The organism is Paenibacillus sp. GCM10012306 (assembly GCF_042649265.1).
Taxonomy (GTDB): Bacteria; Bacillota; Bacilli; order Paenibacillales; family Paenibacillaceae; genus Paenibacillus_AQ.
Window position 1 is genome coordinate 41,520 of record NZ_JBHRYW010000003.1, and the last position, 23,503, is coordinate 65,022.

Sequence of the window (23,503 nt, forward strand, 5' to 3'; positions counted from 1 at the left end):
AACTGCATATATAGATTTCACAATTGTCCATTATTCTAGGAGAGTACTAGACAGGCAAGGAGGCACAGGATCAGAAATACAGTGTGTTTTATCAAAATTGGTATCGATACCAATTTGTGTTCAATGCGTTGTAGTTGAGGATTAGCAGGGGATTAGAAGGCAATTTCAAGTCAAATTGGTATCGATACCAATTTGAAAGTGGAGGTTCGGATGAGTTGGTATTTTAAAAGTTTGGGAACAAGGAAGATAATAGAGTTTATCATTTTTGCGCTGTTTATTTTCTTTTTTCTCGGTCCGCTTATCAATCTGGCAGTACTGGCGTTTTCAGGTGAATGGCGGTATCCGGCGGCGCTCCCGCAAAGCTGGTCATTTACTTGGTGGAAATTTGTACTGACCCAGCCTGAGATTCTGAAGTCGATTGGCTTATCTTTTCTGATCGCTATTGTTGTAACGATCGTTTCGATCGCGGTTTGTGTTCCTGCGGCGTATGCCTTTGCCCGTATTAAGTTTCCGCTGAGTCGCTGGTTTCTATTTTCATTTCTGCTGACGAATGCTTTCCCGAAAATGGGCTTATACGTGGCGATCGCCGTGCTGTTCTTCAAAATCGGATTGATGAATACTTTTCTCGGAGTCGTGCTTATTCATGTCATTAACACCTTGATGTACATGACCTGGATTCCCGCCGCTTCATTTAAAAGTGTTCATAAAGCCCAGGAAGAAGCAGCACGTGATGCAGGGGCCAGTCCTTTCCGAGTGTTCTGGAATGTGACACTGCCGATGGCATTGCCAGGAATTATCGTGGCTTCGATCTTTACGTTCTTGTCTTCGCTGGATGAAGCACAGGGAACGTTCATGGTAGGAATGCCTGATTACAAAACAATGCCGCTCATTATGTACGGAGCTGTTCAAGACTATCCGGCTACTGCCGGTGCGGTCTTCTCAATTATATTAACCCTGCCGACGATTATTCTGCTGTTCGTCTCCCGGCGTTTTGTCAGCGCAGATGTGATGTCCAGCGGGTTCACCATGAAATAACAAGGAGGACGGGTAATGACTGCACCAATTCAATTATCGATCCAAAAATTATCGAAGCGATACAAAACAGGCGACGGGGTCACCGAGATATCGCTGGATATCGCACACGGAGAGCTTGTCACGCTGCTGGGACCTTCCGGTTGCGGTAAAACAACGGTACTGCGCTCTGTGGGTGGCTTCCTTGAACCCGACTCTGGCGATATCCAAATTGCCGGTAAAAGTGTACTGCACTTGCCCCCTGAGAAGCGTCCCACGGCGATGGTGTTTCAAGGCTATAACCTGTGGCCGCATATGAACGTCTATGAGAACCTGGCTTTTGGTCTCAAAATACGCAAACAAAGTAAAGAACAAATTCGTGAAGCGGTAGATCGGGCGCTGCAACTAGTGCGGCTGCCAGGTGCTGAGAAGAAACGCCCTACTGAATTATCGGGTGGACAGCAGCAGCGGGTGGCTGTAGCCCGTGCGTTACTGTTGGAACCGGCGGTATTGTTACTGGACGAGCCTTTCTCAGCACTTGATGCCAAATTGCGCGGTGAATTGCGCGAGGAACTGCGTGAGATTCAGTCGTCCACCAAGCTGACGATGATGTTCGTAACCCATGATCAGGAAGAAGCCCTTTCGCTATCTGACCGCATCATCGTAATGAACAAAGGGAATATCGAGCAGTCGGCATCCCCACAAGAAATTTATGATACTCCCCGATCGTTATTTGTTGCTAATTTTATCGGTCGTATGAACATGCTGGAGGGGACAGGAGAGCATGATAGTGTCCATTTAAAAAATCTCCAGTTATCCAATCCTGATCATCTTCTTGGCGATGTAGTCGTTGCTATTCGTCCTGAGGATGTGAAATGGAAAGATGCATCCTTGCCAGGTCTTGCCGCAACGGTCAAACAGGTTATGATTCTGGGACATTACGCAGAAATTACTCTACTCACTGAAGCAGGCGTTGTACGTATGTTCCTGCCCCGGGAAGAATCCACCGAGCTATCCAGTGGGCAATCGGTCTCCCTTTCGTTTACCAAACATGCAGTTTATTCAAAATCATCCCTATAACACAACCATTTGAGGAGGATTTACAACATGAACAACTATGGCGGAATGAAACACAAGGGAAAAACTTTGCTGGCTACTTCACTTGCAACAGTAGTACTACTGGCAGGATGCTCGTCCGGTACAGGCGGAAACAGCAGTAATAACAGTGCTGCGGCCAAGGACAATGCACCAGCGAGCAGCAGCAAACCGACCGAAATCTCGTTCTACTTCAGCGGATCACAGAATGTTCAGGAACTGTGGGAGCATTTGAAGGAAATGTATGAGAAAGAGCAAGATAAAGTGAAAGTGAAGCTGGTCTATATTCCTTCTGGACAAGGCGAACAAGCAACGATGAACCGGATTGTAGCCGCCAAGCGTGCTGGCAAAGATACTGTTGACGTTGATTTGTATGAAGCCAATGGTGGTGCCGATCTGGCTGCAGACAAGAAGGATGGCGTATTCCAGGAGCTGGGTGAGGCACAGATTCCAAATATTAAGTTAATGAATCCGCAAAATATGCTAGATACAGGCAACAAAGCCGTTCCTTATCGTTCTTCGTCGGTCATCCTTGCCTACAACAGTGAGAAAGTGCCGACACCTCCAAAAACGCTGGATGAATTGTACGCATGGATTCACGAGCACCCAGGAAAGTTCGCCTACAACGATCCAGCCACTGGTGGTTCCGGGGGATCTTTCGTAATTACTACCTTGTACAAGTCCCTGCCTGAAGATGCGATTCATAACCAGGATCCAAGCATTATGCAACAGTGGGATAAAGGCTTTGAACAGCTCAAAGCACTGGGTAAAGACATGTACCAGCACGGCGTGTATCCAAAGAAAAACCAAGGTACGCTGGACTTGCTGGCGAACGGCGAGGTGGATATGATTCCAGCTTGGTCAGATATGGCACTTGAGCAAATCAACAAAAAGCTGCTGCCGGCGACAACCAAGGTGGCACAAATTGATCCTGCGTTTACAGGTGGCCCTGGATTGCTGGCTGTACCGAGCATGTCCGAGCATAAAGAAGCCGCTTATGACTTCATAAACTTCGTATTAAGTCCTGAAGCACAAGGTGAAGTAGTTAATAAAATTTACGGTTTCCCAGGTATTGAATGGTCCCATATGCCGGCTGAATTGCAGAAGAAATTCGAAGGCGTGTCGGTCAATTACCGTTCCTTTAACTTGGGTGAGCTGGAAGGCGAAGCGATGAAACGCTGGCAGAGAGAAGTAGCAGGCCAATGAGCGGACAGAGTCTAAGTCCATCCTTGGAAAGGGGAACACCACAGAAGAAGACCTTGTTCAGTCGCGGAGCGAAAAGCTCCGCACTGGGCTTAGGGTTAGTGCTTCCCTCCTTTTTGTTGCTGTTATTCATGATCGTCGTACCAATCTTTACTTCCATTCAAGAAAGCTTAACAGGGAGTAACGGATTTACCTGGGATAACTATAAGTTTTTGTTCACAGATATTGCGATGCGCAGAAATATTATTTTTACGCTTCAATTGACGGCGGTTTCTTCGATCATGGTGCTGGTCATCGCTTATATGCTGGCCGTATTTCTTAGATTCAGTTCGGGACGTGTAGTGAAATGGATTCAGAGCTTGTACTACATTCCGATGTTCATTCCTTCCGTTATCGCAACGTATGGGATTATGAATCTATATGGGAATCACGGTTGGTTAGCTCGTATATTGATGTTATTTACGGATGCTCCGTTTGCTAGAATCATTTTCGATTCCAAAGGACTTATATTGGCGAATCTATGGTTCAATATTCCGTTTGCTACGATGCTGCTGAGTTCGGCTCTATCGGGTATCCCTAATGCTGTCATCGAAAGTGCTAAGGATGTGGGAGCAGGTAAAATACAAGTATTCTTCCGCATTATCTTTCCGTTATCCTTCAAATCGATGCTGGTTGCGGCAACATTCGTCGTCATGGGCATTATTGGTAGCTTCACAGCACCGTTCCTGATCGGTCCGAATGCACCGCAAGTGCTCGGTGTGGCGATGCAACAACAATTCTCGGTGTACTTTGAGACGGGAATTGCCAGTGCATGTGCTGTATTTATGTTTGGCATCTGTTCCTTGGTCGGTTATTTCTACATTCGCAACATGATGAAGGAAGAAATGTAAGGAGGGGGTAGAGGGATGAGAGATTTACTGATTGTTGAAGGTCAGTTAACTCCTCTGAGCTCCAAAACGCATATCACGTACCAATTCTATTTGCCGGAAGGTATCGATAGTCTAGCTATTGATTTTAAATATAGTCCTAAAATCCTGGAGGATAAGGACTTGTCACAAGAGCTGATTACAGAAGCGATTCACAAATATGTTGATCCAACGCTTCAGCAGGTGTATGCGGAGCAGTGGGAAAGATTCTTTCCACTGCAAAATCTGCTTACGTTGTCGATTGATGACCCCGAAGGCTTTCGTGGTTCAGCCCATCGACATCCCCCTGTGCAGCAGCATGTCTTGTCACAGGAGACAAGTTCACCTGGATTTTTTGCCGGAAAAATCGGGCCAGGCGTATGGAAAGTAACCATTAGTGTGCACTGTGTCGTTACACCGGAGTGCCGTTATCAATTGCATATACGGGAAGGAGCGGTAGATCATGAAGTGGCTTCCCTTTGAACTGCATACGCATACCCCACATAGTGATGGCACTCATACACTGCTTGAGATGTGCCGAAAAGCGAAGGAGATGGGCTATAGCGGAATCGCGCTAACAGATCACAATACAACATCAGGGATGGTCGATGCCGCTGCTGTAACCGCAGAGACCGGAATCATCATTGTCCCTGGCCTGGAATGGACCACCTTCTACGGTCATATGCTGACGCTTGGTATTCCTTATAGTGAATGGCGCGACTTAGGTCCCGGAGATATTCATAAGGGCATTGAACGCGTGCATAATCAAGGTGGCATTGTCGGGATTGCCCACCCATTCAGCTTGGGTAGTCCGATTTGTACAGGTTGTCACTGGGAATATGAGATCAAGGATTGGAATGAGATCGATTATATGGAAGTGTGGCATGAGACGTTGCCACCGATGCGGAACCATAATGCACCGGCCTTTGAACAATGGACACAGCTGTTGAATCAAGGCTACCGGATCTCGGGTACCGCGGGGCGGGATTGGCATGTTTCTACGGAAAGTGATGATCCTCCTGCATACACTTACCTAGGGGTACCAGAAGAAGGTGAGGTAGGTAAGGAGCAAGTGGTTGAGGCGATCCGCTCTGGTCGCATTTGCGTAAGCATGGGTCCACGCTTGGAGCTTCATATCAAGGCTGGGGAACAGCAATATAGCATAGGCGATGTGATTCCTGCACTTCATGGCAAGGGAGAAGAAGTGGAGCTTTCGGTCTCTATCCATTCCTCCATGCAGGAGAATACCTTGCTCAGCGCGGGTCAGCCGTTGATGCTGATTGTTGAGTCGAACTTGGGTGAGCTAACGCGCAGCGGATTTTCGGAAGACTTAACTGAATTTCACTATACAATGACTACAGAAGGGCTTCTTTGGCTGCGAGTGCGTCTACGCGGGATGCTAGGCGGTGCACTCTCCACGGTAGCTTTTACCAACCCGATCTACTTTGATGAGAGGAGCGAAGGACATGAGTAATCCATTAATTATTGCGCATACCGGTTGTGAAGGCACACCGTACAATACATTAGAGTCAAGCCTGGCGGGAAGAGCAGCTGGTGCCGAGGTGCTGGAGGTGGATGTGAGAGCGACGAAGGACGGCGTATGCGTATTGTTCCATGACGACCATACTGCCTTCTCTGAACTTACATTTGTGGAGATAATCGCGCAGAATCCATTGCAACTGTCAGAGGGCAGCAAGCTCGAACAATTAGAAACGGTCTTGCTTGAATTCAAAGGCCAGCCCGTTTCATTCAACCTGGATATCAAGAACGACGAAGCGGTAGCTCCAACTCTGGCCTTACTTGAGAAGCTGGAGATGTGGGAACAAATTTATTTTACAGGTGCCACTAATACGATTACAAATTCTTCATATCGTGCTAGAGTTATGTGGAATACTCCGGAAACGTTGAGAGCTATGAACGATTCCGAGTACGACGCCACAGCACAAGAAATGTGCAGTATGGCCAAACAAGCGGGTTATTCGGGTGTGAATGTGGATTATCCTTCGTGTCGTCCAGTTCTGGTACAGTATGCTCATGAGCAAGGTCTGCGGGTATGGATCTATACTTTGCAGGATCAATCTTTGTTTGCTGCTTATGAAGATATGAAGGTCGATGCGATATCGACTATTGATGTGTCTGCGGTTGTGTCTGCGCGGGCCCGAAGGCATTCAACTGCTCCCTCCCAAATTTGATCGAAACGGGGACAGCAAGGTATGGATGTGAAAATTAAAGATGTGGCGCGTTTAGCAGGGGTATCGGTGACGAGTGTGTCCCGAGTATTAAATAAAGGCGACCATGTAAGCGAGAAGCTTGAAAAGAAAGTGCGGCAGGCAATCGAGGAGCTGAATTACTCGCCGAGCTTGATCGCCAAGAGTCTAAAGCGAAATAAGACTAACCTGATCGGGGTCATCATCCCTGATATCACCTCTAACTTTCAGGCAACCATACTCAGCACCATTGAAGAGATAGCAGGCCGCAAGGGCTACAATCTGCTAGTCTGCAACATTGTTGAAGATACGGATAAAGTAGTGAAGTATTTGAACATTTTTCAAGAGATGCGTGTCGATGGCATTGTACTTATGCATGAAAAAATAAATGAAGATATCGAGCTGTTTCTGGAGAAAACACAAATTCCACTCGTAGTCCATTTCGATCTGGATATGAACTTGTCCAAGGTCTTCATCGATGACTTTCAGGCGGCTTATGATGCGACAACTTATCTGATTCGTGAGGGTCACCGGAGAATAGCGATGATCGCGGGCGATATGCGGGACTTGTGTGCAGGCAGAAAGCGTTATGAAGGGTACTGCGCTGCTTGTGAGGAGCATGGGATTGCAGTAGATTCGTCGATTATACGGTTTGGCGACTATAAGCTGGACACCGGATATTGGTTAATGAATGACCTGCTGACAGAAGAGGGGGGATCGTTCTCCGCAGTATTTGCTGCGAGTGATGACATGGCGGTAGGGGCGATCAATTGTATTCAGGATCATCAGCTCCATGTGCCTGGCGATATTTCTATTATTGGCTTTGATGGAAGCGTTATTGCAGATGTGGTTAGGCCCAAGCTAACAACGATTCAACAGCCTGTGGACCAGATTGGTCAGGTCACCATTGATTTGTTAATGGAGCTTATTGAGCAGAGGGAAAGCTCGCAAAGGCCGCAGACAATGAAGGCGATTGTGCTGGGGCATGAGTTGGTGGAGAAGGGCAGTTGTCGCAGCCTGCAGGAGACGAAGGCTCTTTGAGATCGAAGAAGGCGGGCTTTATGGAAAAACAACAGATTAAACGGTTAACATTGTTCGGACTCACAGGACCTATTTTTCTGGAACAATTTTTAAATACGATTATATTAAATATTGATACCTTGATGCTCAGCAAATATTCAGATCATGCGGTAGCTGCCGTAGGGGTAGCCAATCAGATTCTGGTCGTGGCGCATTTCTTGTTTGGATTTGTCACGGTGGGTCTCAGCGTACTGATCTCCCAATTACTTGGTGCCGGCAAAGAGAAAGAAGCAGTCAAAGTAGCTTCCGTCTCTATTGGTTTGAATATGATTCTAGGTGTAGTTGTGAGCCTAGGCTTGGTTATCTTCGCTAAACCCATGCTAATCTTGATGAAACTGCCGCCGGAGTTGATGGAGGAGGGGTATACCTTCCTGACTACAATCGGCACATTTATGTTCACAGCTGCTTTCATCAGCACCGCGGATACGATACTACGGATGCATGGTTTTGTGAAGCAGATGCTGGTACTGTCTTTTACGATCGTTCTACTCAATATCCTCGGAAATTACCTGTTCTTGTATGGACCTTTTGGGATTCCGGTGCTGGGCGTACACGGGGTTGCGATTGCCACGAATGCCAGTCGGATCATAGGTGTGGGCATCGCGTTAGTGATGCTTATCAAGATTTTACCGTTTCCGCTGTCTGTTCGAGATATGGTACGCATGCCTTGGAATTATGTAAAAGAATTGATCACCATTGGCATTCCCTCTGCGGGTGAGAGCATTTCCTATAACGCTTCGCAGGTGTTTATAACGTATTTTGTGGCGATGTTAGGCACATCGGCCTTAACCACCAAAATATACACGCAGAACATTACAATGTTCGTATTCTTATTCTCGATTTCAATAGGTCAAGCCACCTCGATAATGGTAGGACGAATGATTGGCGCCAAACAGCATGATGACGCCTATCGGGTCGGGTATAGAAATTTACGGATCGGGTTGTTGATCACGTTTGGCGTAGGCTGCGTATTAGTCCTATTCTCAAAACAGCTGCTAAGTTTGTTTACTGCTGATCCGGAAGTCATCCATCTGGGGCAGATGCTGATGCTTCTATCCCTGATCCTCGAAGCAGCCAGAGCCTGCAATGTGATTGTCATAGGAGCGCTGAATGCAGCAGGTGATGTGAAGTTCCCGGCTTATGTCGGGGTGATTTCGATGTGGGGCATCAGCATTCCGCTAGCGTATTTGTTCGGTATTGTATGGCAAATGGGCATACCAGGGATATGGCTTGCCTTCATTGTAGATGAATGGCTGAGGGGAATACTGATGATTATGCGCTGGCGTTCGCGGAAGTGGCAGCATATACGGATAGGGATTGTTAACGGTGAAAAGGAGCACTTCAACGTGGGTTGAGTGCTCCTTTTTCTTTTCGACGAAAAATTCACCTGAAGCACAACGTTGCTTGACTGCTTTTGATGCAAATTCCGTTACCTATGATCTTTGGGCACGGGACCACAATAATACAGGCACGAGCAGCAGGGCGAGAATTCCCCCGGCTAGTGAAAGGGTACCATAGCTGGAGTGAGCTACCACCATTCCGGATAAGGCTCCGCCAGAGGCACCAGCCAGTGCGATTAAGACATCCACAGATCCTTGAACTTTAGCACGATTGGCTGGTGTTGTAGCATCGACTACGAATGCTGTTCCGCTAATCAGGCCGAAGTTCCAACCCAGTCCAAGCAAGGCTAGGGCAATAATCAGTAAGGTCATAGACTGAGCAGGTGCGATGGCTGCCAAGATTCCGGCTAGAAGCAAGGTCACACCTGAGGCAATCGCCATGGCTCTGCGACCAATTCTATCTACTAACAGGCCTGTTACGAGCGAAGGCAGATACATAGCTCCCACATGAATACCAATCACAAGTCCTACCTGACTTAACCCATGCCCATGATGTTTCATATGTACAGGCGTCATGGTCATAATCGCAACCATCACAATTTGCGTTAGAATCATGATGGTTGCCCCAATAGCGATTCCTTGTCTTTTTACGGTTGGAGCACTCAGCTTGTCGTGAGCTTGTTGCAGCTTGTTTATACTCTGATGCTCTGCGATGGCTTTGGCTACCAATAGAGGATCAGGACGCAGGAATATTAAAAATACTAATCCGGCTACAATATAAGCTGCGGCGGCAAGAATGAACGGACCAGCTAGTGCAGGGACGCCCAGCATCGTAGCAAACCTGCCCATAGGTGAAACCAGGTTGGGACCTGCGACCGCACCAAATGTGGTAGCGACCATGGCTATACTTACCGCTGTTGCCCGATTCTTGGAATCAGCCAAATCAGTTCCTGCATAACGAGCCTGCAAGTTCGTTGCTGTCCCGGCACCATAAATGAATAAAGAAATAAAGAGTAGTGGAAGATTAGTCGTTAGAGCGGCAAGCACAACGCCAATAGCACCCAGTCCGCCGGTCAAGAAACCTCCAGCAAGTCCGAGGCGCCGTCCAAAGCGTTGAGAGAGTCTGCCAACAATCCAAGCCGCAGCGGCAGAACCGAAGGTAAAGAGCGCTGTAGGGACACCTGTGAAGCTATCTGCACCGAGCATTTCCTGAGCCAGCAGCGCTCCAACCGTGATCCCGGCAGCAAGACCCGCACCTCCGAACATTTGTGATAGCACTACAACGAACAACGACCTTCGATATAATCGTTGCTGCTCTTCCGGAGAATGAACATATTGTTGCAGTCTGGAAGGGTTTCCTTCTGTCGATGCTTTAGCATCTATTTCTGAATTCATAGTAACGTTTTCCCCCTGAATCTGATGGAATAGAGAATCAATATTATCAACAATTCAATTAAGTAATTGAATTAAGATCATTATAGGAGCAGTGCTTTTTGTTGTCAATTCATTTTCCTCTATTTTCATCCTTCATTATGGTTTAAAATCGCTATAGAACTATGCGGGACAAAACATACTAAGGTAGTTGGGGTGACCATGGATATTGAAAAGCAACGTTTGAGCATACAAGCAGCGAGACTCTATTATCAATCCGATTATAGCCAGCAGCAGATTGCCGCCCAAATGGGCTTATCCCGCCCGACCGTCTCCAGACTGCTGCAATATGCCAAGGATCAGGGCTACGTGAATATCACGATCATTGATCCTAGTGAGGATCTGGACCTGCTCGCCAGCGATTTGAAACGAAAATATGGACTGGATACCGTTATCTTATGTAATTCGCCTACTAATGAGGCAGAAGAAATTAAGAAGCATATCAGTAAAAAAGCGGCAGACTATATCCACGAGACCGTGCAGGACGGCGATATTATCGGCGTGACCTGGGGCACCACGATGCATGCTGTAGCGCTTCAATTGCAATCCAAGCCTGTAAAGGGTGTGGAAGTTGTTCAATTGAAGGGCGGTGTGAGCCACTCCCAGGTCAACAATTATGCAGCGGAGATTGTTAATCTATTTGCGGAAGCTTTTCAGACCATCGCGCGCTATTTGCCGTTGCCTGTGATTTTTGACAGTGTTGCGGTGAAGACCATGGTAGAAGAGGACCGGCATATTCGGCGAATTATTGAGCTTGGCCGGCAAGCCAATATTGCTGCCTTTACAGTGGGAACGGTTGAGGAGGATACGCTGCTATTCCGCCTAGGGTATTTTAATAAGGAAGAGCAGGAATTGCTGCGCCGTACAGGAGCGGGTGATATTTGCTCACGCTTTTTTGATAAGGATGGGATGATTTGCAGTGAGGAGTTGAACAACCGTACGGTGGGTATTGATCTTGCTGAATTAGGCAGAAAAGAGAAGTCTATTCTCGTCGCTGGCGGTCAGCGTAAAACCGAAGCGATCCGCGCTGCGCTCACTGGCAGATATGCTAATATTCTGATAACAGATCAGTTCACCGCACAAGCGTTATTACGCTAAAGGTACGTTCGTTTTTTTAGCAAAAGGAGAAACAGGCTATACTTGATATGAACGTGAAGAGTAGCTTGTGAACGTAATTTCATACGTGTGTTTACAAGTGTTCAAGTGCGTGATATGGTAGCATAGACTCAAGAATTGTTCACGGGAAAGGTGATGGCGTAAATGTTGAATTTAGCAGGAATGATCGATCATACGCTGCTGCGTGCAGACGCAACTAAAGCGGAGATTTCCAAGTTGATAGAGGAAGCCAAGAAATATGAATTTGCATCCGTATGCGTGAACCCGACATGGGTAGGCTATGCTGCTGAACAGCTGGCTGGCACTAAAGTCAAAGTCTGTACCGTAATCGGATTCCCTTTGGGAGCAAGCACTAGCGCTACTAAGGCTTTTGAAGCTCAAGATGCGATTGCTAATGGTGCTACTGAAGTGGATATGGTCATTAATATCGGTGCACTTAAAGATGGCGACCATGCCTATGTAGAGCAGGACATCAAAGCTGTAGTGGATGCGGCAGCTGGCAAAGCCATTGTAAAAGTCATTATTGAAACCAGTTTGCTGACGAATGAAGAAAAGGTGATCGCTTCTCAATTGTCCGTCAAGGCGGGCGCAGATTTCGTGAAGACATCGACTGGTTTCTCGACCGGTGGGGCTACTGTAGAGGATGTTGCGTTGATGCGCAAGACTGTAGGCGAGAACGTTGGCGTTAAGGCATCCGGTGGTGTTCGTAATCTGCAGGACATGCAGAACATGATCGAAGCGGGCGCTTCTAGAATCGGAGCCAGCTCCGGCGTGAAAATCATGGAAGGCGAGCAGTCTAACTCTTCCTATTAATCTGTTATTATCTCAGGTCTGTTCCTTCAAGGGACAGGCCTTCTCAGGAGGGAATCATGATGAAAGAACAGCTGATCAAGGAAGCCATAGAAGCACGCAATGCTGCTTATGTACCCTATTCTAATTTTCCAGTCGGAGCCGCGATCCTTACGGGGGGCAAGAAGATTTACAAGGGCTGCAATATTGAGAATGCGTCATTTGGACTGACCAATTGTGCTGAACGTACAGCGATCTTCAAAGCAGTCTCCGAAGGAGAGCATGTCATTGAAGCCATTGCTGTCGTGGCGGATACTGAAGGTCCAGTGTCGCCGTGCGGCGCCTGTCGTCAAGTATTGGCCGAATTCTGCGATGAGAATACTAAAATTTATTTGACCAATTTACATGGAAATACCGAGGAATGGACGATGGCCAAGCTTTTGCCGGGTGCCTTCCAAGCGGATGATATGAGTAAATAGAGAAGGGGTCTTCACCAATGAAGCCATTTAAACGAATCCACCTAATTGTTATGGACTCTGTAGGAATAGGAGAAGCACCTGACGCTGCTGAGTTTGATGATTATGATGTAGATACACTGGGACATATTGCCCGCGCACGCGGGGGGCTGAACATGCCGAATCTCGCAGCGCTCGGTTTATCCAACATCGAAGAAATTCAGGGTGTACCTGCTGCCCATCAGCCATTGGCTTATTATACGAAGATGCAGGAAGCATCACGCGGCAAGGATACGATGACCGGACACTGGGAAATCATGGGCCTGTACATTGATACACCTTTCCGCGTCTTTGAACATGGCTTCCCGGAAGCGCTGATCACACAGATCGAGCAAAAGACCGGACGCAAGGTGATCGGTAACAAGCCGGCCAGCGGAACAGAAATTATCGACGAGCTTGGTGAAGAGCATGTGAAGACAGGGGCGCTGATCGTATACACCTCTGCGGATTCCGTGCTGCAAATCGCGGCTCACGAGGATGTTGTGCCATTGAAAGAGCTGTATGAGATTTGTGAATATTGCCGGGAAATTACACTCGAAGATCCTTATATGCTAGGTAGAATTATTGCCAGACCGTTCGTTGGTGAGGTGGGTCACTTCAAACGTACCGCGAACCGTCATGATTATGCGCTGAAGCCATTCAGCCCAACAGTGATGAATGCTTTGAAGGAAGCTGATTATGATGTTATCGCCTTGGGGAAAATATCGGATATTTACGATGGTGAAGGTGTTACACAGAGTATCCGTACGGTGTCCAATTCGGACGGGATGGATAAAATCATCGCCACACTGGATGAACCTTTCCATGGACTCAGCTTCTTAAATCTGGTAGACTTTGATGCGTTGTACGGCCACCGCCGGGACCCGCAGGGCTATGCTGATGCTCTGGAGGATTTCGATACCAGACTGCCTGAAGTGTTGTCCAAAATGACCAGCGACGATCTTCTGATCATCACCGCGGATCACGGAAATGATCCAACGTACCGTGGAACGGATCACACTCGTGAGTATGTGCCACTTCTGGCCTATTCGCCGCGTTTTGCGGCAGGTGGACAAGCCTTGCCAGTTCGGAAGACCTTCGCAGATATCGGTGCAACCGTAGCTGAGAACTTTAATGTTACCATGCCGGAGTATGGTACGAGCTTTTTAGCGGATCTGAAATAATTAACCAGCCTAAAGGAGAATTAACCATGAGTGTTCATATTGGAGCCCAAGCGGGCGAGATTGCCGAAACGGTACTATTGCCAGGAGACCCGCTTCGCGCAAAGTTTATCGCTGAGACCTATCTAGAGGATGTGACCTGCTATAACCAGGTCCGCGGTATGCTCGGATTTACCGGAACTTATAAAGGCCAAAGGATTTCTGTACAAGGTACAGGAATGGGTGTGCCTTCGATCAGTATCTATGTTAATGAATTGATCCGCGAGTATGGCGTGAAGAACCTCGTTCGTGTCGGCACCTGTGGTGCGATGCAGGAGAGTGTTCGTGTTCGCGAGGTTATTCTCGCTCAAGCTTCCTGTACGGATTCCAGTGTGAACCGTCACGTATTCGGGGGCTATGATTTCTCGCCGATCGCTAATTTCCACATGCTCAAGTCTGCCTATGAGCGCGGTACTGCTAAAGGTCTGAAAATGCATGTTGGTAACGTCTTCTGCTCGGATACGTTCTATCGTGATGACAAAGCCATTGTGCAAAAGCTGATGGATCACGGTGTGCTGGGTGTAGAGATGGAGAGCACTGCACTTTACACATTGGCGGCAAAATATGGCGTAAACGCCCTTACGATTCTGACTGTAAGCGACCACCTGTTGACCGGTGAAGAAACAACCTCGGAAGAACGTCAAAGCACGTTCAACGACATGATGGAAGTAGCGCTGGATACAGTTCATTCCCTGTAATACCTATAACGTAAGCAAAGACATCCTTGTACCGGAAACGGTCGGCAAGGATGTCTTTTTTTATAAGTGAGTAACGGAATTCTGCAGGGGCTGAGGATGCAGTAAGCTCTTTATTCATTTCTTTTCATAAAATATGTTCACTACTCATGGAGCCTTTATTGTGGAGGGCAATCGCTGCAAATTTCTCTACAAGCGGCTCGACATGCTCCTGCTGTCTTGTACACATGACTATAGTGTTCTTCAAAATCACACCCGTTACATTTACTTTGGCAAGTTTTCCATGGGTGATATAGGAGTTGGCGACTAGTAATGAAATGAAACTCGCTCCATAACCGGCACTAACCGCATGAATGGACCCGCTCATTCCAGTGAATTGCAGTTCAATATTAGGAGGTGGGAGGTGGTGCTCCTCACATAACTGTGTGAGCCGCTCCCTCGCTACACTACCTGCCTCCCGCATGATGAAGGGCTCAGCCATCATGTCGCGCAGCGAAATTACCTGATTGGCATACTTATGCTCTGGTGACACCACGAACAAGAACTCATCAGCATACAATTCAGTCCAGTGGAGTCCTTGCGTAGCCGGCAGAGGCATATCGCCAAGACCGTAGATCGCAACGTCTGCTTCAAAATCCATTAATTTCTCAAGCGCTTCCCGGGAAGTAGTGGTGCTGATATGAACCTCCACCTCCGGATATTTCTTCTTGAACAAAGCGGCCATGGAGGGAATCAGGATGCTGGTAGAGAGGTAATTGCCGGCAATACGCAGCTTACCCTTGGGATGCTTGTGATGATCCTCGATGCGCAGCTGCACTTGTTCTTCAAGTGCAAATAGCTTTTGAAGGGGCTCGATCAGCTGCTCTCCAAGCGGTGTAAGTACAAGCTGCCTGCCTTTAGTGACGAATAAGACGATATTATGCTCCTTCTCGAACTTGTGAATTTGGGCCGAAATAGCAGGCTGACTGATATTCAGCATCTGTGAAGCCCGAGTTACACTGCCTGTAGTGGCTACGGTGTAGAACAGCCTCAAGATATGAAGATTTAACATAGAGTACGCTGCACCTCTTTATAAACTGAAGTTATATATTATAGATATTATATAATTTTAATCTATAGATATACATAGTATACTCCAGTTACATTCACAGCGAAGGAGATATACAACATGATTGAGACTACATTGTATTTGACAAGACACGGTCAGACAGAGTGGAATTTACAGGGACGGATGCAGGGCCATCAGGATTCTCCGCTAACCGCTACAGGAAAGCAGCAGGCCGAATGGCTTCAGGAGCGGCTGGAGAACGTGTCATTCGAGGCGATCTACAGCAGCACTAGTCCAAGAGCGATGAGCACGGCCCATCTTATTCAGGGTGACAAACCTGGGGAATTGCTTACCAAAGCTGAGTTAAGAGAGATAAACATGGGACACTGGGAAGGACAGTTCATTGAAGATATCCGGGAGCAAGACGGTGAACAGTTTCATAATTTCTGGGAAGCTCCCCACCTGTATCAGCCATCCGGCAAAGGAGAGACCTACGATGCACTGCTGGAACGGGTGATTCCTGCTGTGGAGGAGATCATGAGCAAGCATGCCGGAGGTAATGTACTTCTTGTGACGCACCGTATTACCTTGAAGGTTATTATGGGGCACTATCTGGGACGAGAGCTACAGGAGCTAAAAAAGCTGCCCGACATTCTGTCGACCAGCCTTAGCAAAATCGTATGGCGCAATGGTAGCGCACACGTAGAACTCTATGGTGATACCTCGCATTACAAAGAAGAATAGGGAATGGGGATCTGGGGTCTTTTCAAAGCAGAGGAATTATTCCCAGTAAGGTGTCCCGGTAAACAGGAAGGACTCTTCACGGATATAGTGTCTGAATTCTCTTTGTGCCAGCTTGCCAATATGATCGGGGAGCCATTCCATAACGTCAGGCAGTCCAAGCCAGAAATTCATCGTTTCAAGCTGTGTGGCTACGAAGAAGCCTTCCAATAGTGTGATGTGATCCTGAGGCAGTGGAAAGTGCTGCGCATAGGCCGCAATCATTGACTGTCTGAACGCCGGATGAATATAAGAGAACGCCCAGCCGAGATCGCCCAGGAAATATCCAAACCCACATGCTCCGAAGTCGATCGGGCAGGCCTCTCCGTTGTTGAAGATAAAATTACTGGGGATCAGGTCGGCATGAATCACACCCCAGCTGTCCCTATTTCTGTCTAGGCAATCGTTCATCAGGATTGCTTTGTTGCCGGCTTCAATCAATACAGCCGAGTCTGCTGGATCGAGTGTACCATTTGCCGCCAAGGCTTTGATTTTTTCCAGAGCTTGTGAAATACGATTTTGGTCAAAAGATGGACGGGTGAATGAGGCGGGAACGTCCCAGGCTGCCGACTGCTTATGCAGCTTGCCAATCATATCCCCAACCAGCTCAGCATCTTCCACGGTCGGGACAAACGGCTTTTGTTCGCCTTCTACCCAACTGATTAATGTACAACTGACACCATTTACATTGGTTATGAACTGCCCCTGTTTATTTCTGTATGGTTTTGGAGTGATGATATCTGTTCCTTCTGCTAAAGCCTCCAGCCATACCATTTCAGAAGCAATCACAGCCGTATCTGACCAGATGTTCTCCATAGTGGCACTATTAGACTGGTGAAATCGCAGACTATAGTTATTTTTATGAATATCAGTAACCTTATAAATCAAATTTGCACTTTGACCAACAAGCTGTACGGAATCCACCTGAATCTTATATTGCTGTAGTGCTGAAGCGGCTTTACCTAAGATTTGCTCCAAAATCATGCCCCCATCAATAAATTATTATTTGTTCCATTGTATCAAGGCAGGATAGGGGATGTTGAGGGAAAAATTGGTTATAAGTGAATTATGCCAGGTTGAAAAATTGTTTTAATCATTAGCCAGACAATATAAAATTACCGCCTGCTGCAGAAACAATAGATTCTTCTTGAATTCGTATCCGACGAAATAGCTAGAGGAAAGTACATCTTCGCTCAGCTCTTCATTTCTACGGCTTCCAGATCAGTATGAAAAGTATAATTCAGGGAGGCTTCACACAGTTCATTGCCGCCAGTACAAACATGATAGAAAGTAAGATTCATAATCTTGGCTATGGAGGCCCACGATCTGGAGATGTTCGTCGCGGGGCCTACGAAGGTATAGACCAAATCTCGATAATTCTCTCTTAAGTTCTTGATAGAATACAAGTCGGCCAAAATCTCGCAAGGATGGTTATCCGCCGTCATAGCATTGATGACTGGAATTGAGGCGTGTGCCTAGGTATTGAATGACGTCCGATAATGCTTCCGGTCGATCCAGGGTTTCAGGAGGAAAAAGCAGGCTTTGGCCACCGAGCCTATGTATACCTTTTTCAAAGGTAATTCGAGTGCGCAGGCTGGTTTCCGGAAAAAACAAAGCAAAGGTTTTGCCATGCAACGGAAGTCCAGGCTGTTCCAGCCGCAGTTGATCGGTCAATGTAAAAATATCGTTGATTTGCTCTGATGTCAGGCTTTCAAGGTCAAGTAGATGCACCACATGCACCGCCTCTCGGTAATTAATAATCCCTGCTATAGCCATTGCCGCTGAACTCAGGAGCAATATACAAACAGGCAAGCCAAGGGAATAAACCCTGACGGCTAATAAGATCATTCCTGAGTAAAGCGTATGTACCTACGATCGAAGAATCTTTTTGCAGCGTCAAATAAAATCTCGGCAGATTCTGATCACGCTGACAGGAGTGCTTCATGCAATAATAATAAAATGGTTAATTAGTCTCGCTTCTCCATTCATAAACTATTGTACTTCCGCGCATGCCCAAGCAAGAGGCGAATGAACTACATATGTTGTGGTGTATTCAATTATAAGGGTCTATGACGAAGGAGGAAAAAATAATGAGTGACAAAGTCGCAGGAGCAGCGTGGGGCCACCATCATCACCCTCACGTGGGTTTTACATCGACAACTGCTATTCTTGTTCTGTATATCTTGCTGGTCATTATTCTTAGTGCAGGCATTTTCTAAATGATACTTTATTTTGGAAAAGAACGTAAGTATTTCAGTAATGACCTCTGAATGATAGGGGTCATTTTTTTTCATTGATAAGATCCATATATTTAATTTAATTTTTATTTATTTTTTCTCATTCACCCAAGCGGAAAGGTCAGATATGCCATATTCTAAGCTGTACTCACAAATAAAGGAGGAATAACAAATGGGTGAAGTTGCTGGAGTTGGCGGATACGGTGGTTTTACTTCTACAACAGCGATTCTTGTCTTGTTTATCTTGCTGGTCATCATCTCTAAAGCATTCGTTATCTAATTCTTTCTCATCATAAGTTTGCGCTCATGTGAAAAATCGCCAGTATTCATACTGGCGATTTTTGATGTACATATTGTATATACAACTCTTGATGTAATCAAATGCTCCGAAGAAGAAGACGGATTGACAATCTGGCGAAGCTTGATGTAACCTACCTAAACCCATACAGCTAAAGGCTGAGGTGTTGAAGTATCATATGAACTTATGAATAACAGTGGAGACAGAGGGGAAGAGATGCTTTTGAATTGGCCAGGCCGTATCTATCGATGGTTGTCAGAGCCGTTTAAACGAACCATCCGCAGCAAGCTTATCTTGATTATGCTTTGTATTTCTGTCATTCCAATTATTGTGGTGACCCTGCTCGCGACAGATAATACTCGCAAGGTGATGGAGCAAGAAGTTATTCAGTCCAATCTGACACGGATTGCCTGGTCCGGAGAGGCTGTCGACAAAAATTTAACACAAATCAATAATCTAATCTATACCATTTTAATCAGCCCGGCGTTCAATGAATATGTGAATGAAGATGAAGGTAATCTATCGGATAGCTTTATCCTCCAGCGCAACGTGATTAATACGATGACTTCAATTTTTTATTCTGGTTATTACAGTCTGGTGGAGATTCAGCTCTATTTCAAGGATAAGAACAAGCTGTTTACCCTCAACGATATGCGTAACACCATTCAGACTCCGATACCGGAGGCACCAATGTGGCGTGACCTCGTGGATCAAAAAGCGGATTTTATTATCAAGGACAGTCCAGGTTCTGAGTCTGATTTTCGCCTAATCCGCAGCATTAATCGGTTCGAGAATAAAGAGAAGATCGGCAGCATTCAGTTTGATGCAAAGTGGAGAATGATGGACAACGCCCTGGAACTGCTGAACTCCGAGCAGGAATCGGGTGTGTATATTGTCGGTGCCGGTGACAAAGTGATGTACCAGTTAAAAGAAGGCACTCCGCCAGCAATGAAGGGAATCGACCCGTCAAAGCAGGAAACAGGTTATGTACGCACATCCGATCATTACGTTTTCTATCACTATCTGGAGCCCTGGGGTCTAACCTTGATTAAGGTGCTTCCGGCGAGTTATGTGAACCATAGCGCTTCAGTTACGCAAAAGTATGGCCTGATTGTCGGCGTGCTGTCTGCATTGTTATCGGCGGTTATTGCCGCATTTGTGGCTTATAGAGTGTCGGGGCCAATCATCCGTCTGGCCAGATCCATGAGCGGGTTGAACTGGCTGAAGGGGGAGGGATTGCCTAACTCCAATCGTGAAGACGAAATCGGGATGCTGGAGAAGAGGTTCAAGACCATGTCCAGCCGAATCCGTGAGCATATTCACAATGAATACATCATTAATCTAGAGAAGCAGACAGCCCAATTGAAAGCGCTACAAGCACAGATCAATCCGCATTTTCTGCAAAATACACTGCAACTGATCGGGAGTATGGCTTACTCCAAAAAACCAAGCGATATCTACAGCGTCATTCAATCGCTCAGCGATATGTTCCGTTATACGATCCGTGATCCGGGAGAGCTGACTACTCTTGGCAAGGAAATCAAGCATTTGAACAACTATATGCATATTCAACAGCAGCGCTATGCCGATAAGCTGAATTATGAAGTGGAGATTCCACCCATGTGGCAGGATATCCTGGTTCCGAAGCTGACGCTTCATCCCTTGGTGGAGAATGCGTTCATGCATGGTTTTGATCGTAAAAAAGGGGCATGGAATTTGAGCCTTCGCCTGCATCCATACAAAAACGGCCTTCTGCTTCAGGTCGAGGATAACGGAATGGGCATCCCGCCAGCCCGATTGGAAGAGGTTCGTGCCCGCTTGGCCGAGCCGCTTGATCCTTACTGGACCAGCGGGAATTCGATAGGGCTGTATAATGTGAGTGCCCGGATTAAGCTTTATTTTGGCGAAAATTACGGACTGATGATTGATAATCACCCTGCTGGCGGTGCCCGGGTGAGCATGTATATTCCTATAGTGAAGGTTGGTGATCAGCATGAATATTAACGCTATGATCGTGGATGACGAGCAATGGAATCGAGAAATTATTAAAACCTTTGGAAACTGGGAACAGTATGGTATACACCTTGCAGCAGAAGCAGAGGATGGGGATGAAGCGATCAAGGCAATAGAGGCGGGTGATATTCATATCGTCATCACAGACATGAACATGCCGGGTGTGGATGGGGTTGGATTGTTGCAATATTTGAATGACCATCATCCAGAGATTCGGATTATTGTGATCAGTGGATATGAAGATTTCATGTACACACGGCAAGCTATCCGCTGCAGGGCGGACGAATATTTATTGAAGCCTGTCGATCCCCAGGAGCTGAATCAGGTGCTGCTGCAGTGCCGGCAAAAGGCAGAAGAAACGTTGCTTAAGAAGTCTGGTGATGGCATGGGTCTAAGATTGGATCTGCTTCAGGCCATACTAACCTTTAAGCCAGCATTGGCTGCTCATTATAATGACTTGAATGCGGATAGCTTGCAGGACAGTCTGAGTGAGTTGCAGGACAAGCTGATCCTGCTTGGGGTCACCCCTTCAACGCTCCCGCGAATTGGAGAAGAACTGGTGCTGCTGCTCCGGGACTTGATGCACAGTAATTCTCAAGATATTCCGAGTGAATACGCAGAAGAGAACTTGACTCACCTCTCAACAGTGGATGAACTGATGGAGCAGATCTCGGGAATGTATATGTCTGCGTTGAAACAGCTTGTACAGCATAGAAAAAACAAGAACCGATTGAATTTGGAAGAAATTAAGCGTTTTGTAGATCAGAATTTTACAGAGAATATAAAACTGGAAGCCCTGGCGAAATCCTTTTTTGTCAGCAAGGAGTATTTGAGTAAGGTGTTTAAGCAGGAATTTGGGCTAAATCTGACGGATTATATGACCAAATTACGAATGGAGCGAGCGCGGCATCTGCTGCTTCATGACCATCTCTCCATCAAGTCTGTGGCTGAGATGTGCGGCTATGAGGAGCTGGGGTATTTTTACAGAGTCTTCAAGAAGCAATTTGGCGTGGCGCCCGGTGAAATGCGAAAAGGAGAAGGTGAGGTTCAAAATAGTACAAGCTAAGAGACTAATTTTGTCTAATTAACCGCTTTCATTTTGGATGTACAATGAAAGCGTAAACAAGAACAAGACAACATTTGAGGGGGTTTACAGAATGAAGAAGTCATGGAAAGTAACGGCAAGCGCAATGATGACAGTATTGCTTCTAGCTGGTTGTGGTTCTAACAGTGGTGCGAACAGCGGAAGTGGTAATGCCGAAACTAGTGGAAAAGGCTCGGAAAAGACAGTGACGCTTAAAATGTTCATCGGATTACCGCGCTTTAAGGATCAGTTTGATCAATACATCGATAAATTTGTTGCCAAAGAAAAAGCAGAGAAAAACATAGATGTGAAAGTCCAGTTGGAAATGCCTAACTCGGACAACGCATCCCAGATCCTTAAAACAAGACTTGCATCCAACGACGCGCCGGACATTTTCTCCATTCACGCGATCAACGAAATTCCATCGTTCTACAAAGCAGGATATCTTGAAGACCTCACCAGCCAGCCATTTGTAGGCAAACTGCTGGAAAGCGTGAAACCTTCGGTAACCATCGATAACAAAGTCGTAGCAGTTCCGCTGGAGAGCGTATCTTGGGGTTACTTGTACAACAAGAAAATTTTCTCTGACCTTAAGCTAACACCACCAAATACACTGTCTGAAATGAAGACGCTTGTAGAGACACTGAAGAAAAACAACATTACACCGTTTGAACTTGCTTATAAAGAATCATGGATTCCACAGTTGTTCCTGCCATTGTCTGTAGGGGCACAAATTGAAACAGGAAATAAAGATTTCATCGAACGGATGAACAAAGATCAAGGTTCCTTCTCAGAAATGAAATCCATGTTCGATATCATTGACCTGGTTAACGCAAACGGCACGAACAAGGCGCTTGAAGTCGGCGGTGACGACGGCGCGGCTGCCTTTGCTAACGGCAAAGCGGCAATGTGGGTACAAGGTCCTTGGTATGCTGAAACCATTCAAAAAGCTAACCCGGACATCGACTTTGGCGTAGCACCACTGCCACTCAGCGACAACCCTGCTCAGACATTGATTAACCTCGGTGCTTCTACTTCCCTGGTTGCATCGCCAACAAGCAAGAACAAAGATGTTGCTCTGGATTTCCTCAACTTCGTACTGGATGACAAAGAGTCCAGCGGTTTCTACGAAAGCATGAAGTTTAACCCTGTAGCAAGTATTCATAACTATAAGAGCTACCCATGGGTTGACGACGCTACTGTGTATGTAAAAGAAGGAAAAGCTTACCGCGATCCATCCATCCCGCAAGCTGTAAAAGATGAAGTGGGTAAGGGACTGCAAAGCTACTTCTCGAAACAATTGTCGCAGGATGATGTGATTAAGGCGCTCGACAAAGCTTGGAAAGATTACAACAAAGTAAATAAATAAATTAGAGTAAATAATAATGGATAGGGAGGGCAGAAAGGCCGTTTCACCCGAAATTGCCTTTCTCCCTCTGGATTTTAAATCTAAAGAG

Annotated in this window: 25 protein-coding genes; 20 read left to right on the forward strand and 5 right to left on the reverse strand. The window is 46.5% G+C overall.

Annotated elements, in window-relative coordinates; genetic code table 11:
• Positions 1-210: 210 nt before the first annotated feature.
• The 9 genes from ACFORK_RS07425 to ACFORK_RS07465 are packed head-to-tail and all read left to right on the forward strand — an operon-like array spanning position 211 to position 8,856.
• On the forward strand, positions 211-1,035 hold the full coding sequence (locus tag ACFORK_RS07425; RefSeq protein WP_379197259.1) for an ABC transporter permease: 825 nt from the start codon (positions 211-213) through the stop codon (positions 1,033-1,035).
• A gap of 15 nt (positions 1,036-1,050) precedes the next feature.
• Positions 1,051-2,091, forward strand: a complete 1,041-nt coding sequence (locus ACFORK_RS07430) for an ABC transporter ATP-binding protein (RefSeq protein ID WP_379197260.1) — start codon at positions 1,051-1,053, stop codon at positions 2,089-2,091.
• A 27-nt stretch (positions 2,092-2,118) separates the two neighbouring features.
• Positions 2,119-3,312 carry an extracellular solute-binding protein gene (locus tag ACFORK_RS07435; protein ID WP_379197262.1) on the forward strand — a complete coding sequence of 398 codons (1,194 nt, stop codon included), beginning with the start codon at positions 2,119-2,121 and terminating at the stop codon, positions 3,310-3,312.
• Positions 3,309-4,199: an ABC transporter permease gene (locus tag ACFORK_RS07440; RefSeq protein ID WP_379197264.1), complete on the forward strand. Its 891-nt coding sequence runs from the start codon at positions 3,309-3,311 to the stop codon at positions 4,197-4,199. The genes ACFORK_RS07435 and ACFORK_RS07440 overlap by 4 nt, the downstream gene beginning before the upstream one ends.
• 15 nt (positions 4,200-4,214) lie before the next feature.
• Positions 4,215-4,697, forward strand: a complete 483-nt coding sequence (locus tag ACFORK_RS07445; protein ID WP_379197266.1) for a hypothetical protein — start codon at positions 4,215-4,217, stop codon at positions 4,695-4,697.
• Entirely contained in the window at positions 4,678-5,688 is a 1,011-nt protein-coding gene (locus ACFORK_RS07450) for a CehA/McbA family metallohydrolase (RefSeq protein WP_379197268.1), read from the forward strand. Before ACFORK_RS07445 ends, ACFORK_RS07450 begins: the two co-directional genes overlap by 20 nt.
• Entirely contained in the window at positions 5,681-6,406 is a 726-nt protein-coding gene (locus ACFORK_RS07455; RefSeq protein WP_379197270.1) for a glycerophosphodiester phosphodiesterase, read from the forward strand. Before ACFORK_RS07450 ends, ACFORK_RS07455 begins: the two co-directional genes overlap by 8 nt.
• A 21-nt stretch (positions 6,407-6,427) precedes the next feature.
• Positions 6,428-7,462 carry a LacI family DNA-binding transcriptional regulator gene (locus tag ACFORK_RS07460; RefSeq protein WP_379197272.1) on the forward strand — a complete coding sequence of 345 codons (1,035 nt, stop codon included), beginning with the start codon at positions 6,428-6,430 and terminating at the stop codon, positions 7,460-7,462.
• Positions 7,463-7,482: 20 nt separating this feature from the next.
• Positions 7,483-8,856: an MATE family efflux transporter gene (locus ACFORK_RS07465; RefSeq protein ID WP_379197274.1), complete on the forward strand. Its 1,374-nt coding sequence runs from the start codon at positions 7,483-7,485 to the stop codon at positions 8,854-8,856.
• Positions 8,857-8,934: 78 nt separating this feature from the next.
• Here the strand turns inward: ACFORK_RS07465 and ACFORK_RS07470 are convergent, their stop codons facing one another.
• Positions 8,935-10,236 carry an MFS transporter gene (locus tag ACFORK_RS07470; protein ID WP_379197276.1) on the reverse strand — a complete coding sequence of 434 codons (1,302 nt, stop codon included), beginning with the start codon at positions 10,234-10,236 and terminating at the stop codon, positions 8,935-8,937.
• A 198-nt stretch (positions 10,237-10,434) separates the two neighbouring features.
• Between ACFORK_RS07470 and ACFORK_RS07475 the strand changes: the two genes are divergently transcribed.
• The 5 genes from ACFORK_RS07475 to deoD all read left to right on the forward strand — a co-directional run bounded on the left by ACFORK_RS07475 (position 10,435) and on the right by deoD (position 14,589).
• A complete protein-coding gene (locus ACFORK_RS07475) occupies positions 10,435-11,370 on the forward strand; it encodes a DNA-binding transcriptional repressor DeoR (RefSeq protein WP_379197278.1) in 936 nt (311 codons plus the stop codon).
• A 165-nt stretch (positions 11,371-11,535) separates the two neighbouring features.
• A complete protein-coding gene (gene deoC / locus ACFORK_RS07480) occupies positions 11,536-12,201 on the forward strand; it encodes a deoxyribose-phosphate aldolase (protein ID WP_379198536.1) in 666 nt (221 codons plus the stop codon).
• A gap of 59 nt (positions 12,202-12,260) precedes the next feature.
• On the forward strand, positions 12,261-12,656 hold the full coding sequence (locus ACFORK_RS07485; RefSeq protein ID WP_379198538.1) for a cytidine deaminase: 396 nt from the start codon (positions 12,261-12,263) through the stop codon (positions 12,654-12,656).
• Between the two features lie 17 nt (positions 12,657-12,673).
• Positions 12,674-13,855: a phosphopentomutase gene (gene deoB / locus ACFORK_RS07490; RefSeq protein WP_379197280.1), complete on the forward strand. Its 1,182-nt coding sequence runs from the start codon at positions 12,674-12,676 to the stop codon at positions 13,853-13,855.
• A 26-nt stretch (positions 13,856-13,881) separates the two neighbouring features.
• Positions 13,882-14,589, forward strand: coding sequence for a purine-nucleoside phosphorylase (gene deoD / locus ACFORK_RS07495; protein WP_379197282.1), 708 nt, complete (start codon positions 13,882-13,884; stop codon positions 14,587-14,589).
• 124 nt (positions 14,590-14,713) lie between these two features.
• Here the strand turns inward: deoD and ACFORK_RS07500 are convergent, their stop codons facing one another.
• On the reverse strand, positions 14,714-15,637 hold the full coding sequence (locus ACFORK_RS07500) for a LysR family transcriptional regulator (RefSeq protein ID WP_379197284.1): 924 nt from the start codon (positions 15,635-15,637) through the stop codon (positions 14,714-14,716).
• A gap of 117 nt (positions 15,638-15,754) precedes the next feature.
• Here ACFORK_RS07500 and ACFORK_RS07505 point away from each other — a divergent pair, with 117 nt between their 5' ends.
• Positions 15,755-16,378, forward strand: coding sequence for a histidine phosphatase family protein (locus tag ACFORK_RS07505; protein WP_379197286.1), 624 nt, complete (start codon positions 15,755-15,757; stop codon positions 16,376-16,378).
• Between the two features lie 36 nt (positions 16,379-16,414).
• Here the strand turns inward: ACFORK_RS07505 and ACFORK_RS07510 are convergent, their stop codons facing one another.
• From ACFORK_RS07510 to ACFORK_RS07520, 3 genes are all read right to left on the reverse strand, one after another.
• Positions 16,415-17,392 (reverse strand): phosphotransferase enzyme family protein, encoded by a 978-nt coding sequence (locus tag ACFORK_RS07510; RefSeq protein WP_379197288.1) that lies wholly within the window; start codon positions 17,390-17,392, stop codon positions 16,415-16,417.
• Between the two features lie 215 nt (positions 17,393-17,607).
• A complete protein-coding gene (locus ACFORK_RS07515) occupies positions 17,608-17,859 on the reverse strand; it encodes a hypothetical protein (RefSeq protein ID WP_379197290.1) in 252 nt (83 codons plus the stop codon).
• Complete coding sequence (locus tag ACFORK_RS07520; protein WP_379197292.1) at positions 17,846-18,262, reverse strand: hypothetical protein; 417 nt, start codon at positions 18,260-18,262, stop codon at positions 17,846-17,848. The genes ACFORK_RS07515 and ACFORK_RS07520 overlap by 14 nt, the downstream gene beginning before the upstream one ends.
• 242 nt (positions 18,263-18,504) lie before the next feature.
• Between ACFORK_RS07520 and ACFORK_RS07525 the strand changes: the two genes are divergently transcribed.
• The 5 genes from ACFORK_RS07525 (at position 18,505) to ACFORK_RS07545 (ending at position 23,415) form a co-directional block, all read left to right on the forward strand.
• The gene (locus tag ACFORK_RS07525) at positions 18,505-18,633 is read left to right on the forward strand and encodes a YjcZ family sporulation protein (RefSeq protein WP_379197294.1); all 129 of its coding nucleotides are present in this window, start codon (positions 18,505-18,507) and stop codon (positions 18,631-18,633) included.
• 190 nt (positions 18,634-18,823) lie between these two features.
• The gene (locus tag ACFORK_RS07530; protein WP_379197296.1) at positions 18,824-18,931 is read left to right on the forward strand and encodes a YjcZ family sporulation protein; all 108 of its coding nucleotides are present in this window, start codon (positions 18,824-18,826) and stop codon (positions 18,929-18,931) included.
• 204 nt (positions 18,932-19,135) lie between these two features.
• Positions 19,136-20,953 (forward strand): sensor histidine kinase, encoded by a 1,818-nt coding sequence (locus ACFORK_RS07535; RefSeq protein WP_379197298.1) that lies wholly within the window; start codon positions 19,136-19,138, stop codon positions 20,951-20,953.
• Entirely contained in the window at positions 20,943-22,028 is a 1,086-nt protein-coding gene (locus ACFORK_RS07540) for a response regulator transcription factor (RefSeq protein WP_379198540.1), read from the forward strand. Before ACFORK_RS07535 ends, ACFORK_RS07540 begins: the two co-directional genes overlap by 11 nt.
• A gap of 91 nt (positions 22,029-22,119) precedes the next feature.
• A complete protein-coding gene (locus tag ACFORK_RS07545) occupies positions 22,120-23,415 on the forward strand; it encodes an ABC transporter substrate-binding protein (RefSeq protein WP_379197300.1) in 1,296 nt (431 codons plus the stop codon).
• Positions 23,416-23,503: the final 88 nt, after the last annotated feature.